Source organism: uncultured Agitococcus sp. (assembly GCF_937920075.1).
GTDB lineage: Bacteria > Pseudomonadota > Gammaproteobacteria > Pseudomonadales > Moraxellaceae > Agitococcus.
The window spans coordinates 1-13,410 of sequence record NZ_CALETI010000445.1; the positions used below are offsets into that span (position 1 = coordinate 1).

A 13,410-nucleotide genomic window follows, 5' to 3' on the forward strand; every position below is an offset into this window, starting at 1 on the left:
CAACAGCTTCGGGTGATTTTGTGTGAGGTTAACAACACCTTTGGCGAACGTCATTGTTATTTACTCACTGCCTCTCATCATCAAGCAATTGATAACCACACCACTTTAAATTGCGAAAAGATTTTTCATGTTTCACCCTTTTTTGCGGTTGAAGGTGAATATCAATTTCGTTTTATTCATCGGCAAAACACACGCACTGTGGCGATTAAGTATGTTGTTAATCAACAACTCACCCTAAAAACCGTGGTCACAGGCCAAGCCCAAGATTTGAGCTTGAGCAATATTTGCCAACAGCTCGCCAAATTAGGTTGGACAACGGTATTAGTTGTCGCGCGTATTCATTGGCAAGCCTTAAAACTATGGCGTAAAGGTGCAATTTTTCATCGCAAGCCATTACCCCCACAGATGGAGATTAGTTCATGAGTATTCCTTCCGCCTTGTTATCTAATCAAGTGCCATTTAAAGCGACATTATTTTTAAAAATGTTGGATAAACTCGAATATGGCTCGATGCGTCTGACTTTACCTGATGGAGAAAAAATCTTTTTTAATGGCAAACACGCAGGGATAGAAGCTGATTTACACATCAAAAATTGGCTTGCTGTGAGTAAGATTTTACAAAGTGGTGATATTGGCGTTGCTGAAGCTTACCGTGATGACTGGATAGATAGTGACAACATGCTTAATGTCTTGTTATTGGCCTTAGCCAATGAGCAAGCCCTTGATAAAGCCTTATATGGTAGCTTTTTGGGAACATTAATTTATCGGGTTAAACACTGGTTAAATCGCAACACCAAAGCCAATAGTAAAAAGAATATTCATGCGCATTATGACATTGGTAATGACTTTTATCGTCTATGGCTCGACTCATCAATGACTTATTCCTCAGCTTATTTTAGTGGCCAATCTCAAAGCCTAGAACAAGCACAATACGCCAAATACGACCGTTTACTCAAACAGTTAAACGTTAAAGCAGGCGATCATATTTTAGAAATTGGTTGTGGTTGGGGGGCTTTTGCCGAATATGCAGCACGTGAATATGGTTGTTTTGTCACAGGTATTTCTTTATCTAAAGAACAATTAGCTTATGCCGAACAACGTATTGCTAATAAGCCTTATACCAATCAAATTCATTTTAAGTTTTGTGATTATCGTGATTTACGCGGTAAATATGATGCGATTGTCTCTATTGAAATGTTAGAAGCAGTGGGCGAACAATGGTGGCCAACTTATTTTGCCAAAGTAGCTAGTTGTTTACGTCAAGGCGGCAAAGCAGCGATTCAAACCATTACCATTAGTAATGAGCGTTTTGATGACTATCGGTTAAAAACTGATTTTATTCAACAGTATATTTTTCCCGGTGGGATGCTGCCCTCACCCGAAAAACTCTATCAACAAAGTCAACAAGCTGATTTAACCATCACCGATTTTGTCGATTTTGGCCTAGATTACGCGCACACTCTCAAATTATGGCGTGAAAGTTTTGATGCACAACTTCCTCAAATTCGTGCTTTAGGTTTTGATGAAGCCTTTATTCGTATTTGGCGTTTTTATTATTGGTATTGCGAGGCAGGTTTTTTAACCAAACGAACTGGCGTTTGCCAAGTGTTACTCACCCGAGAATAACATCATGAAAAAATTTGCTGCAATCAGTGCTTCCTTATTATTGAGTGCTTGTATGACTAATCCGATAGAACAGTATAAAAACACCACCCCTAGCTTAGATTTAAAGCAATATCTCAATGGGGAGTTAGAGGCTTGGGGGCAGTTTCAAGATCGCTCAGGCAAGTTAATTAAACGTTTTCATGTTGATATGACTGCCACATGGCAAGGCAATAAAGGCGTTTTAGATGAAAAGTTTAGTTATGACGATGGCAGCAAACAACAACGTATTTGGTATTTAGAAGCAACAGGCCAAGGTCAATACATTGGTCGTGCTGACGATGTGATTGGTATTGCTAAAGGCCAAGTGTCAGGGTCAGTTTTAAATTGGCAATACACTTTAGCTTTGCCTGTCAATGGCAAAATCTATCATGTTAATTTTGATGACTGGATGTATTTGCATGATGATAAAACTTTAGTTAATCGTGCAGTCATGTCTAAGTTTGGCTTTCGTTTAGGTGAAGTCACCTTATTTTTTCGGAAGAAAAGTTCATAAATACCCTATTAAATCCTACTACTAACGAGGTAACAGCTATGTTACTACCCATTAATGCTGTTGAACGAGAAACAGGTATTTCTAAAGAATTATTACGCATGTGGGAGCGACGTTATGGTTTTCCTCAACCACAACGTGATGCACAAGGAGATCGTGTTTATCCCACCGAGCAAATCAATAAACTGCGTATTATTCGTCGTTTATTAGATGCAGGTTTTAGACCCAGTAAAGTGATTAATTTGGAAATGCCAGCCCTAGAAGAGTTAGTCGGTTCTAGTCATGGCAATCCTAGCCCTGCTGTACCTAATAATATTGAATCGGAATTATTGTCCATTCTTAAAGGTCGTGACCCTTACCGTGTCCGTGAATACCTCAATCACCAACTCATTAGAATGGGCTTAGAATCGTTTATTTTAGATTTAGTGCAACATACCAATAATTTGGTGGGTGATGCGTGGATGTCTGGCCAAATTGAGATTTTTGAAGAGCATTTATATACCGAAGAAATTCAAAGTTTGATTAAGCAAAATATTGCCTTATTGAGACCTGCAAGCCAAGCACCACGGATTATGCTCACTACTGCGCCCGATGAGTTGCATACCTTAGGTATCTTAATGTTAGAAGCTTTGTTTAGATTAGATCAAGTCGATGCCATCTCATTTGGTGCACAAATGCCAATTCGTGAAATTGTTCAAGCAGTACAAAAACATAAAATGGATGTGGTGTGTTTATCATTTAGTGCTGCATTTCCTACTAATCGTGCCATCGACTTTTTAGAAGAGTTACGTTTTCGCTTACCACTCAGTGTACAAATTTGGGCAGGCGGTGGCGGTATGCGTAACACACGCCGTCAAATAGATGCAGTACAAATTTTTCACGATCTGCCAGCAACACGCCAAGCGGTTTTGCAATGGCGTAGACAAAAAGGTTTAGATTTAAGACCTATCGTTAGGTAATAAACATGAAGCATTTAATGTGGTTTCGTGCCGATTTACGCACCATTGATAACACCGCTCTCACCGCTGCTTGTCAACATCCACAAGCAGAGGTGGTCGGCTTATATTTTATCAGTGCAGAACAATGGCAAAAACATCATACGGCTGGCTGTAAAGTTGAATTTGAATTGGCGACTGTTCAACAACTTAGCAACCGTTTACAGCAATTAAATATCCCATTAATTGTTATAAATAGCCTTAACTTTAACTCCCAAATAACTGATTTAGTTAAATTTTGTCAAAAAGAAAACATCACTCATGTTTTTTATAATAAGCAATACGAAATTAATGAATTACAACGTGATGCCCAAATTGAGCAACAACTGAGACAATTGAATGTTCAGGTATCTAGTTTTGATGACCAATGTATTGTCACACCATCGCGTGTATTAACCAATGATGGCCGTTTTTATACTGTTTTTACTCCCTTTAAAAAAACGTGGTTACAACATATTCAACAAAATGGCATTCAGGTATTAACTGCCCCACAAGCACGAAAATTTCCGTCAAAACAACAAGTCACCGCCATTCCTTCACAATTAAATTCATTTAGCTCGCACATTAGTCAAGAAACGGCACAGCTTTATTGGCCTGCGGGTGAAGAAGCGGCTCTAAAACGTTTAGATATTTTTTGCCAACATCATATTCGTGGTTATAAAGATAATCGTGATTACCCATTACATCCCGAAGGTACTAGCCGTTTATCGCCCTATTTAGCGGTTGGTTCAATTTCGGCTAGACAATGTTTTCAAGCGGCAATTAATGAGCAACAAGCTTATGGTCATAGTGACGGTATTGATTGTTGGATTAGCGAATTAGCATGGCGTGATTTTTATAAACACTTAATGGTTGCTTATCCACATTTATGCAAACATAAAGCCTTTAAAGTCAACACTGATAATATTGTCTGGCGACATGACCAAGCTGACTTTCAACGCTGGTGTGAAGGAAAAACAGGTTTTCCGATTGTTGATGCGGCGATGCGCCAACTAAATACCATTGGTTGGATGCACAACCGTTTACGCATGGTAACAGCCATGTTTTTAACCAAAGATTTGTTTATAGATTGGCGTTGGGGCGAACGTTATTTTATGGAACATTTAATTGATGGTGATTTGGCAGCCAATAATGGCGGTTGGCAATGGAGCGCATCAACAGGTAATGATGCAGCACCCTATTTTAGAATTTTTAACCCTGCACTACAAAGCCAAAAGTTTGATGCCAATGGCGATTTCATTCGCCGTTATGTGCCTGAACTCGCTCATTTAGACAGCAAAACCATTCACGAACCACACGGCAAACAACGACAATTATTTTTAGATTACCCATTACCGATGGTAAATCATAAACAAGCGTGTGCCTTTGCAGTTGAGCAGTTTGAAAAAATAAAAGCGACCTAAGTCGCTTTTAAATGTTTCAATGTAACACTCTGGGGCTTGGTTTTTTACCACTTAAATCTTCCAAGCTACCAAACATTTGCAAACGATCATCATTAAACAACTCCATGTCTGGTGCTAAAATTTTGATATAACGATCAAAATATAAAATTTGCTTAAATAACAAAGCAAACGCACGTGGGAAACGAATGCCGTGCTTTTCTCCAACAGCGACAATTTCCAACATCAATTGATTAATTTCATTGTCGTTAACCGCGCCATTTAACACACTGGTTGGATCAACCACAGTAAAAGCTTGATAAATCACTTCTAAATCTTTGGCTAAATCAGTTGTGTTAACTTTTTGGCTGGTCATACCAATTTTCATCATCGAATCGGCCATTTTTTCAAAGTCACCAGTGCCAATTGACTCCATAAAAGCCATCGTTGCTGACCATGTATCTGGCTTAACGCGACCGACAATGCCAAAATCAATAAAACCAATACGGCCATCGGTTAACACCATTAAGTTACCTGCATGTAAATCCGCATGGAATGATTCACAAAACATTAAACTAGAAAACCAAGTGTTCATGGCATTAATTAAAGTGTTTGCAGGATCTTTAGCATAACGCTTAATGGTTTCTAAATCGGTTAATGGCACACCATAAAAACGTTCCATCGTTAACACACGCAAGCTGGATGCTTGTGGGTACACTTGTGGCGCAATGGCTAAAGGATTATTGGTGGCTTTTAAAAATTCGTTAAATTGTTTGATGTTTTCGGCTTCTTTATAAAAATCAACCTCTTCCATCATACATTCTTGAATTTCCGATACGATGGCTGATAACGAAGCAAATTTAATTTTTGGAAATAAACGTTCAAAAATACGTGTTGCCCAATAAATAAAATTTAAATCCGTTAATAAAATATTTTTAACATCAGGCTTTTGCACCTTAATAACAACCGATTCACCTGTGATTAAAGTTGCTGCATGAACTTGGGCAATAGAAGCAGACGCTAATGGCGTTTCATCAACACTGGCAAACACTTTGTCTAAGGGTTGTTTTAACTCTTCTTCAATCACTTGGCGAATATATTTAAAGGGTAAAGCTTGCGTCTTATCTAAACAATACTGAAATTCATTGACATATTCAGGCGGAAATAATGAGGGTGAACTAGCCACAAACTGGCCTAACTTAACGTATGTTGCCCCTAATCTTTCAAAGGTTTGCCGAACTAAACGAGGTGTAGGTGGACGATTACCACGCAACCAACTTAATCCTGTTGTCGTTAAAACGGCTGTTGTTTCACCAATGCGAACAATCCCTTTTAAAGCATTACCAAACGTTGCATAACGATTCATTATTTCACCTTGTTGCTGATAACGTGACCACAAACGGGACAAGCGGGATCTTTGCGAAATTTGAGTGTGCGCCATGTGGGCATATCGGCGTCCCATAGTAGTAACTTGCCGTACAACCCCTCTCCTAAACCGCTTAAACATTTTAATGCCTCATGTGCTTGTAAAGTTCCCATGACACCAACCAAAGTCGCCAAAACACCAGATTCGCTGCAAGTCATACTTTGTTCATCGGCTTGAGGATACAAACAGCGATAACAAGGACGATGCTCATGCCCACCATCAAACACCGACAATTGACCACTTAAACCAATAGCAGCTGCCGAAATCAATGGTTTATTGGCTTGTACACAAGCCGTATTCACTGCATCACGTGTGGTAAAATTGTCGCTACAGTCCAATACCACATCAACCTGTTGCACAATGGCCAATAAGTTATCGACATTTAAAGCATCAAGCATTGGCCTAAGGACAATATATGGATTCACTTGTTGCAAATGTTTAGCCGCTGCTTGGGCTTTTGGTGAGCCAATATCGCTATCTCGATATAACACTTGCCGTTGTAAATTAGAAACTTCCACCGTATCAAAGTCGGCAAGCCACAACTCGCCCACACCCGCACTGGCCAAATATAAAGCAGCAGGACAACCCAAACCGCCCATACCGACAATCAAAGCTTTAGAGGCTTTAATACGTTCTTGAGCAGCAATATCCCATTGGGGCAACATAATTTGGCGGTTATAGCGGAGTAACTCGTCATCTGTTAGCATTTTTGACTCTATTTAAGACTTATGCAGTCTTGCTACGGTATATCTGTCATTTCCACCAAAATCTTGGCCCGTCATAATTTGGCTAAATCCTGATGCTTGTAACAAATCACGCACCGCTTGGCCTTGGTCAAACCCATGTTCTAACACTAAATAACCTTGATCGCATAAAAACTTGCCCGACAATTGGACAATATGTCGCAAATCGGCTAAACCTTGTTCAGCAGCTACCAAAGCGCGTTGTGGCTCGTGACTTAATGCCTGTAAATGGGGATCATTTTCGATAATATAAGGGGGATTACTGACTATACAATCAAATAAACCAGTCAATGGCTCAAACCACGAACCCTGCACAAACTCAACATTGGGAATTTGATTTTTTTCAGCATTTTGTTGGGCAATTGCTAAACTTTGTGGATATAAGTCAGTTGCCACCACAACCCATTCAGGGTGTTCTTTGGCAAGGCTTAAGGCAATCGCACCACTGCCTGTGCCCAAATCAACCACACGCCACTGTTTACCCTGCCCCAAAGCCAGGACTTTTTCGACGACAGATTCAGTATCTGGTCGTGGGATTAATACTTCGCGACTAACCGATAAATTCAATGTCCAAAAAGCACGTTCACCCAATAAATAGGCTAATGGCACACCTTGTTCACGTTGTTGCAAATACTCATTAAGCTGATTTAATTCAACGTCTGTTAATAATGAATCTGGCCAAGTACGCAAAAAAGTCCGATTTTTATTAAGCACATGGCACAACATTAGCTCTATTTCTAAAGCAGCATCTTCGTTACTTAAACGCTGACGGGCAAGCTGTTGGAACTGTTGAATGCTTAGAGTCATATCAGATTAGCTTTCATCATTGGCTAATGCTGCCAATTGGTCAGCTTGATATTCGCGTGCTAAAGCCTCAACCACTTCGGTTAAATCACCTTCCATCACTGCATCTAAACGATACAACGTTAAATTGATTCGATGATCTGTTAAACGACCTTGAGGGAAATTATAAGTACGAATACGCTCAGAACGATCACCACTACCGACCAAATCACGACGCATAGTGGCGGTGGCTTGTTGTTGTGCTTCACGTTGACGAGACTCTAATTTAGCCGCTAACCAACTCATTGCTTTAGCACGGTTTTTATGTTGCGAGCGCTCTTCCTGACATTCAACAACAATACCAGTTGGAATATGGGTAATACGAATAGCTGAGTCAGTTTTGTTAACGTGCTGACCACCTGCACCACTCGAACGGTAAGTATCAACACGCAAATCGGCAGGATTAATTTCAATCGCGGCTTGTTCTTCAGGCTCTGGCATCACCGCCACCGTACACGCAGAAGTATGAACACGACCTTGGGACTCAGTTTCGGGAACACGTTGTACGCGATGTGCACCCGACTCAAACTTGAGCGTGCCATATACACCTTCACCACTGACACGGCTAATCACTTCTTTATAACCGCCATGCTCACCTTCGTTGCAAGAGATCACTTCTACTTGCCAACCTTGACGCTCCGCAAAGCGAGAATACATTCTAAATAAATCGCCTGCAAAAATAGCCGCCTCATCACCACCCGTTCCCGCTCTAACTTCCAAATATACAGGACAAGTATCATTCGGGTCTTTTGGAATCATTAACACATTAAGCTGTTCAGTTAATTGATCAATACGTTTTAATGCCGCATCAATCTCTTCTTCAGCAATTTCTTTAAATTCTGGGTCAGTTTTCATTTCTTGTGCAGTGGCCAAATCTTGCTCGGCCTGACAAAATGCCTGCCATACTTGGGTAATTTCACCTAACTCACTGTGTTCACGGGATAATTTACGAAATTTTTCGTTATCACTAATCGTGCTACTGTCAGATAATAAGGCGGTCACTTCTTCATAACGTTCGCTTAACTGTTCTAAGCGACTACGGATAGATGCTTTCATAATTAACTCAAAATTTTTTCGTGTCTCGTTAGTGAACAATCACTAGGGAGTGTATAGAAGTTTTATAAGATACAGATAAGTTGTTTGACCGACTATTCGTTTTGCTGCACACCTAACAACTCAGCCGCCCACATTAACTTATCATGAGCGTTGTTTGCTGCTGCTTGTTTGAGTTGGACACTCGGGGTATGCATCAATTTATTGGTCAAATTACGAGATAAACGCTCTAATACGTCATGAGGATTCACACCTTGGGCTAAGGATTGTTGTGCTTTAGCAATTTCGGCTAATCGTAATTCTTCAACTTGCTGACGATAAGCCATCACCAAACCACTGGCAGCTTGGGCACGTTGTTGATGGCCAAATTCTATGGCACATTGTTCAATTAATTGTTCGGCTTGTTGTGCTGCTTGTTGACGGGCACGACGATTTTCTTCAATGGTGCTTTCTAAATCATCAACGGTATATAAATAAACATCTTCTAAATCATCAACTTCGGGTTCAATATCACGTGGAACAGCAATATCAACCATAAAAATCGGCTGATAACGACGCTTCTTTAAGGCGCGCTCAACCATACCTTTACCAATCACAGGCAACTGACTACCTGTACAACTAATAACAATATCTGCTTGGGGCAAAACTTCGGCCAAATCGGCCAGTAACACGACTTTTGCACCACCCAACTCTGCTGCTAAATTTTCAGCACGCTCTAAACTGCGATTGGCAATGGTAATGTGTTTAATACCCTGTTCTTTAAGATGCTTAGCCACCAAGCTAATCATTTCACCTGCCCCAACCAATAAAGCATTAGCTTTGGTAAGGTCGGTAAAAATTTGTTTGGCTAATTGCACTGCCGCAAAACCAATCGACACAGGATTTGCACCAATCGCCGTTTCGGTACGAACACGTTTTACTGCAGCAAAAGCCTGTTGAAAAATTCGATCTAGCTGAGAGCCAACTGTTCCTGCTTGTTGAGCATGTTGATAAGCAACTTTTACTTGGCCAAAAATTTGTGGCTCACCCAATACCATTGAATCTAAACCAGAGGCTACACGCATCAAATGACGTAAAGCTTGTTGATCTTGATGTAAATAAATAGATGTTTGTAATTCTGTTAATGAAATTTGTCGCTCTTGACTTAACCATTGCAATAATTTTTGGCTATCATTGGCAATACCATAAAACTCGGTACGATTACAGGTTGAAACTATCGCCAACTCATTAATTTCTGCACGAGCACAAGCCACCTGCAAAGCATGAGGTAAAAACTCTGGCAAAAACGCAACTTTTTCGCGTAAATGCACAGAAGCTGTTTTATGATTAATGCCGAGCGCGATAAAACCCATAAAAGGGAAACAACAATTAGCTAGGGGGTGGTTATTGTGCGCGAAAGCAGGATTTTTTTCAAACGGATTACAAACAAGGGCAACATTTTTGTTTATAGTCAGCCAAGCAAGTTACTTAAAACGGGATTAACACCATTACCATGAACAAAACATTGGTTAAGATTTATCGTACAACAGCGTTGATCACTCTCACATTAGCCAACTTCAGTTATGCAAACACACCGCAAAATAATCATAACTTGAGTTATGACAGTTTATATGGATTATTACTGGGCGAAATAGCTCTACAACGCAACCAAACTAATCTTGCTTTGGAACAATATAGTCAACAAGCACAACAAACTAAAGATAAAGCCATTATTGAACGAGCATTACAAATTGCCAACTTTTTACAAGATAATGAACAAGGTTTAAACTTAGCCAAGCTCTGGATAGAAACAACGCCTAAAGATCAAAAGGCTTATTATCAGCTGGCTTATCATGCGCTCAAAAAACAAAAATATAATCAAGCCATTGAAGCGATAGATAAACTATTATTACTAGAGCCTGAATCAGACTTAGAAGCTCTTTTTTTAAGTGCTTACCCAAGCCTTCCCGAACAACGCAAACAACTTTTAGACGCGATTCAAAATTTAAGTAAAAATTATCCTGATAATCCTCATCTACTATTTGCACATGGCTTATTGGTCGGAGAAACAGGTGACTATAAACAAGCCTTAATTTTTATTGAAAAAGCTCAAAAGCTCAATCCGCGGAGTATTCCCACGGTTTTATTACAAGCCCGATTGTTGACACTCAATAAACAAAGCGATAAAGCCATTAAACTGCTAGAACAAAGCCTACAAAAAACACCTAATAGTCCTCAGCTTAACATGCACTACATACGAGCTTTAATTAATGATAAACAATATAACGCTGCCGAAACCAAACTAGCGCAACAACTACTAAGACAGCCTCAAAATACAGAAATGTTACTCATGCATGCCTTGTTATCTTTTGATAACCAACATGATGAACAAGCCATTAAAAGTTTTAATAAACTCATTGTTTTAAATAGTAATGTTGACGAAGCTTTTTATTATTTAGCGATGATTGCCAAACGACAAAATAATTTGAGTCAGGCAGAGTCTTATTTTAGCCAAATAAACGATGGTGATCGTTTTTTAAGTGCACAAGTTGAATTAGCCAGTTTAAGAATTAAAGATCAACGTGATGTGCAAATGCGCCAACAATTTAATGAATCTCGACAACAACACCCCGAAATTGCTAATACACTCTATGCTGTTGAAGCCGAAATTTTGCGAGATCATCAACGATTAGATGAAGCTTATGCTGTTCTTGCCGATGCCATCAACAAATTTCCTCAAGATAATCTGTTATTATTTAGCCGTGCATTATTAGCCGAAAAGCGAAATGATTTAATTCGGTTTGAACTAGATATGCTCGAACTTCTTAAAAGAGACAGCAAAAATCCTAGTTACCTCAATGCTTATGGTTACACCTTAGCAGACAGAACAAATCGACTTGAAGAAGCTGATCGTTATTTGCGCGAAGCGATTAAACTAAAACCCAATGATCCCGCTATTATGGATAGTGTTGGTTGGTTGTTGTACAAACAAGGCCACTTATTTGAAGCGTTGACGTATATTAAAAAGGCTTATGCCGCATCCAAAGACGAAGAAATTGGGTTACACTTAGCTGAAGTTTTATGGGTTTGCGGTTTTAAAGCAGAAGCTGCTAAAATTTGGCAGGAACTTTTGACGCAAAAACCAAACAGTGAAGCCGTTTTGAAGCATCGCGCGCAATGGGAGAAATGAAGCGTGAGACATTTTTTTACTGCTACCAGCTTAATTTTATTAAGTGGTTGTGCTAGCCAATCTGCAATTTTACATTATAAGGAAGCTTATACTGTCCCTACACCTGCACCAATCGCCGAACAACATCCCTTAGCCAAACTCGAAATTGCTGAAGATGTTGATTCAGTTCAATTACCTGCATTAAACCCACTCAGTATGTGGACAGCTTCTGGCAAGCTTGCTGTTAAAATGATTGATGAAAACGGCAGCAAAAAAGGTGGTAGTGCTTATTTTAATTGGCAACAAGACACTCAAGACTATCGTATTATTCTAATTGGCCCATTAGGTCAAGGACGCACAACATTAATTGGCAATAGCAAAGGCGTTATTTTGCAAAGTGCTAAAACAGGTGAAGTCACGGCACAAACACCAGAAGCATTATTTGAGCAAGCTTTTGGCTGGACAGCCCCAGTTTCTTATTTAAAATTTTGGCTTGAAGGTCGCCCTGCGACAACTGATGCAGTATTGAATTATACAACATCAGGTCAACTCGAAAGTGTGCGAGAAGGTAATTGGCAAGCTGATTTTAAAAATTATCGTTATATTAACAGTCAATTTTTACCCCAAAAAATTGTTGTCACTGGCCCCAATGTTAATATGACGGTTTTAATTAATGAGTGGCAACCACAGATTGTAGCAACTCAATAATGACGACCATTACTTTGCCCTCTCCTGCAAAACTCAACTTATTTTTGCACATCACAGGACAACGTGCCGATGGTTATCATAATCTACAAACTATTTTTCAGTTTGTAGATTATGCTGATACCTTAACATTTACGCTGCGTGAAGATGGCATGATTACCCTAAGTCCTGCTTTGGCTGATATTGCCAGTCAAGACAACTTAATTGTTAAAGCAGCACGCCTGTTACAACAGCAAAGTCAAAGCCATCTTGGTGTAGATATTCATCTAAACAAAATCATTCCTATGGGTGCAGGCTTAGGGGGAGGCTCATCTAATGCGGCCACCACACTATTAGCATTAAACATTTTATGGAATTTGCACTGGCCAAATGAAAAATTGGCTCAGTTAGGTTTATCTTTGGGTGCTGATGTCCCAATTTTTGTTTATGGTCGTGCAGCATGGGCAGAAGGTGTTGGTGAGGCTTTAACCCCCCTAGAGTTACCCGAACCTGTCTATGTTGTACTCAAACCTGATTGCAAAATAGGCACTCGTGAGATTTTTACCCATCCAGCATTGACAAGAAATACACCGCCTATTACAGTTTCGCCCCACGCTGCACAGCATGGCCAAAATGACTGTGAAGCGATAGTCAGCGAGCTATATCCTCCTGTTCAAAACGCCCTATTGTGGTTAAAACAATTTGGCAATGCCAAACTCACTGGCACAGGTTGTTGTGTGTTTGTTGACTGCTCAAGTGTTGAACAAGCCAATAAAATATTAGCAAAATCAACAGTTGACGGCTTTGTGACAAGAGGCTACAATCTCTCGCCTGCACACAAAGCATTGCAAAAATATCTCTCTTAGGGGTGTCGCCAAGCGGTAAGGCAGCGGGTTTTGATCCCGCCATGCGTTGGTTCGAATCCAGCCACCCCTGCCATCTTCTTATTATTAATAGCAATCAACATTTAACAGCCGTTTGTTAT

General features: G+C 39.9%; 13 protein-coding genes and 1 tRNA gene. 9 read left to right on the forward strand and 5 right to left on the reverse strand.

Translation table 11 applies throughout. The annotated features are described in order from the left end of the window. The 5 genes from Q0212_RS14975 to phrB form a co-directional block, all read left to right on the forward strand. Window positions 1–423, forward strand: a 423-nt coding sequence (locus Q0212_RS14975; protein ID WP_297926993.1) for a DUF1365 family protein, incomplete at its 5' end; no start/stop codon positions are given. Next, complete coding sequence (locus Q0212_RS14980) at window positions 420–1,625, forward strand: cyclopropane-fatty-acyl-phospholipid synthase family protein (RefSeq protein ID WP_297926995.1); 1,206 nt, start codon at window positions 420–422, stop codon at window positions 1,623–1,625. The genes Q0212_RS14975 and Q0212_RS14980, both read left to right, overlap by 4 nt. A 4-nt stretch (window positions 1,626–1,629) precedes the next feature. After that, complete coding sequence (locus Q0212_RS14985; RefSeq protein WP_297926997.1) at window positions 1,630–2,157, forward strand: DUF3833 domain-containing protein; 528 nt, start codon at window positions 1,630–1,632, stop codon at window positions 2,155–2,157. 38 nt (window positions 2,158–2,195) lie between these two features. Further along, a complete protein-coding gene (locus Q0212_RS14990) occupies window positions 2,196–3,113 on the forward strand; it encodes a MerR family transcriptional regulator (protein WP_297926999.1) in 918 nt (305 codons plus the stop codon). Window positions 3,114–3,118: 5 nt separating this feature from the next. After that, window positions 3,119–4,552, forward strand: a complete 1,434-nt coding sequence (gene phrB, locus Q0212_RS14995) for a deoxyribodipyrimidine photo-lyase (protein ID WP_297927001.1) — start codon at window positions 3,119–3,121, stop codon at window positions 4,550–4,552. Between the two features lie 16 nt (window positions 4,553–4,568). On the opposite strand, the gene Q0212_RS15000 is transcribed toward phrB, so the two are convergent. The 5 genes from Q0212_RS15000 to hemA all read right to left on the reverse strand — a co-directional run bounded on the left by Q0212_RS15000 (window position 4,569) and on the right by hemA (window position 9,945). Continuing rightward, entirely contained in the window at window positions 4,569–5,894 is a 1,326-nt protein-coding gene (locus Q0212_RS15000; protein ID WP_297927081.1) for an AarF/ABC1/UbiB kinase family protein, read from the reverse strand. Then, window positions 5,894–6,661 (reverse strand): molybdopterin-synthase adenylyltransferase MoeB, encoded by a 768-nt coding sequence (locus tag Q0212_RS15005; protein ID WP_297927003.1) that lies wholly within the window; start codon window positions 6,659–6,661, stop codon window positions 5,894–5,896. The genes Q0212_RS15000 and Q0212_RS15005 overlap by 1 nt, the downstream gene beginning before the upstream one ends. 12 nt (window positions 6,662–6,673) lie before the next feature. Beyond that, on the reverse strand, window positions 6,674–7,504 hold the full coding sequence (gene prmC, locus Q0212_RS15010; RefSeq protein ID WP_297927005.1) for a peptide chain release factor N(5)-glutamine methyltransferase: 831 nt from the start codon (window positions 7,502–7,504) through the stop codon (window positions 6,674–6,676). 6 nt (window positions 7,505–7,510) lie between these two features. Beyond that, entirely contained in the window at window positions 7,511–8,596 is a 1,086-nt protein-coding gene (gene prfA / locus Q0212_RS15015) for a peptide chain release factor 1 (RefSeq protein ID WP_297927007.1), read from the reverse strand. A 92-nt stretch (window positions 8,597–8,688) separates the two neighbouring features. After that, entirely contained in the window at window positions 8,689–9,945 is a 1,257-nt protein-coding gene (gene hemA / locus Q0212_RS15020; protein ID WP_297927009.1) for a glutamyl-tRNA reductase, read from the reverse strand. A gap of 140 nt (window positions 9,946–10,085) precedes the next feature. Between hemA and Q0212_RS15025 the strand changes: the two genes are divergently transcribed. The 4 genes from Q0212_RS15025 to Q0212_RS15040 all read left to right on the forward strand — a co-directional run bounded on the left by Q0212_RS15025 (window position 10,086) and on the right by Q0212_RS15040 (window position 13,364). Continuing rightward, window positions 10,086–11,762, forward strand: a complete 1,677-nt coding sequence (locus tag Q0212_RS15025) for a tetratricopeptide repeat protein (RefSeq protein WP_297927011.1) — start codon at window positions 10,086–10,088, stop codon at window positions 11,760–11,762. Between the two features lie 3 nt (window positions 11,763–11,765). Continuing rightward, the gene (gene lolB / locus Q0212_RS15030) at window positions 11,766–12,449 is read left to right on the forward strand and encodes a lipoprotein insertase outer membrane protein LolB (RefSeq protein WP_297927013.1); all 684 of its coding nucleotides are present in this window, start codon (window positions 11,766–11,768) and stop codon (window positions 12,447–12,449) included. Further along, the gene (gene ispE, locus Q0212_RS15035) at window positions 12,449–13,291 is read left to right on the forward strand and encodes a 4-(cytidine 5'-diphospho)-2-C-methyl-D-erythritol kinase (protein ID WP_297927015.1); all 843 of its coding nucleotides are present in this window, start codon (window positions 12,449–12,451) and stop codon (window positions 13,289–13,291) included. The genes lolB and ispE overlap by 1 nt, the downstream gene beginning before the upstream one ends. After that, a tRNA-Gln gene (locus tag Q0212_RS15040) sits at window positions 13,290–13,364 on the forward strand. The genes ispE and Q0212_RS15040 overlap by 2 nt, the downstream gene beginning before the upstream one ends. Window positions 13,365–13,410 lie beyond the last annotated feature (46 nt).

What these genes read in the sequence shown, in the direction of transcription:
- Q0212_RS15000 (WP_297927081.1), bottom strand. Translation starts at nt 5,894, where the DNA reads ATGAATCGTTATGCAACGTTTGGTAATGCTTTAAAAGGGATTGTTCGC.
- ispE (WP_297927015.1), top strand. Translation starts at nt 12,449, where the DNA reads ATGACGACCATTACTTTGCCCTCTCCTGCAAAACTCAACTTATTTTTG.
- Q0212_RS15005 (WP_297927003.1), bottom strand. Translation starts at nt 6,661, where the DNA reads ATGCTAACAGATGACGAGTTACTCCGCTATAACCGCCAAATTATGTTG.
- hemA (WP_297927009.1), bottom strand. Translation starts at nt 9,945, where the DNA reads ATGGGTTTTATCGCGCTCGGCATTAATCATAAAACAGCTTCTGTGCAT.
- phrB (WP_297927001.1), top strand. Translation starts at nt 3,119, where the DNA reads ATGAAGCATTTAATGTGGTTTCGTGCCGATTTACGCACCATTGATAAC.
- Q0212_RS15025 (WP_297927011.1), top strand. Translation starts at nt 10,086, where the DNA reads ATGAACAAAACATTGGTTAAGATTTATCGTACAACAGCGTTGATCACT.
- Q0212_RS14990 (WP_297926999.1), top strand. Translation starts at nt 2,196, where the DNA reads ATGTTACTACCCATTAATGCTGTTGAACGAGAAACAGGTATTTCTAAA.
- prmC (WP_297927005.1), bottom strand. Translation starts at nt 7,504, where the DNA reads ATGACTCTAAGCATTCAACAGTTCCAACAGCTTGCCCGTCAGCGTTTA.
- Q0212_RS14980 (WP_297926995.1), top strand. Translation starts at nt 420, where the DNA reads ATGAGTATTCCTTCCGCCTTGTTATCTAATCAAGTGCCATTTAAAGCG.
- prfA (WP_297927007.1), bottom strand. Translation starts at nt 8,596, where the DNA reads ATGAAAGCATCTATCCGTAGTCGCTTAGAACAGTTAAGCGAACGTTAT.
- Q0212_RS14985 (WP_297926997.1), top strand. Translation starts at nt 1,630, where the DNA reads ATGAAAAAATTTGCTGCAATCAGTGCTTCCTTATTATTGAGTGCTTGT.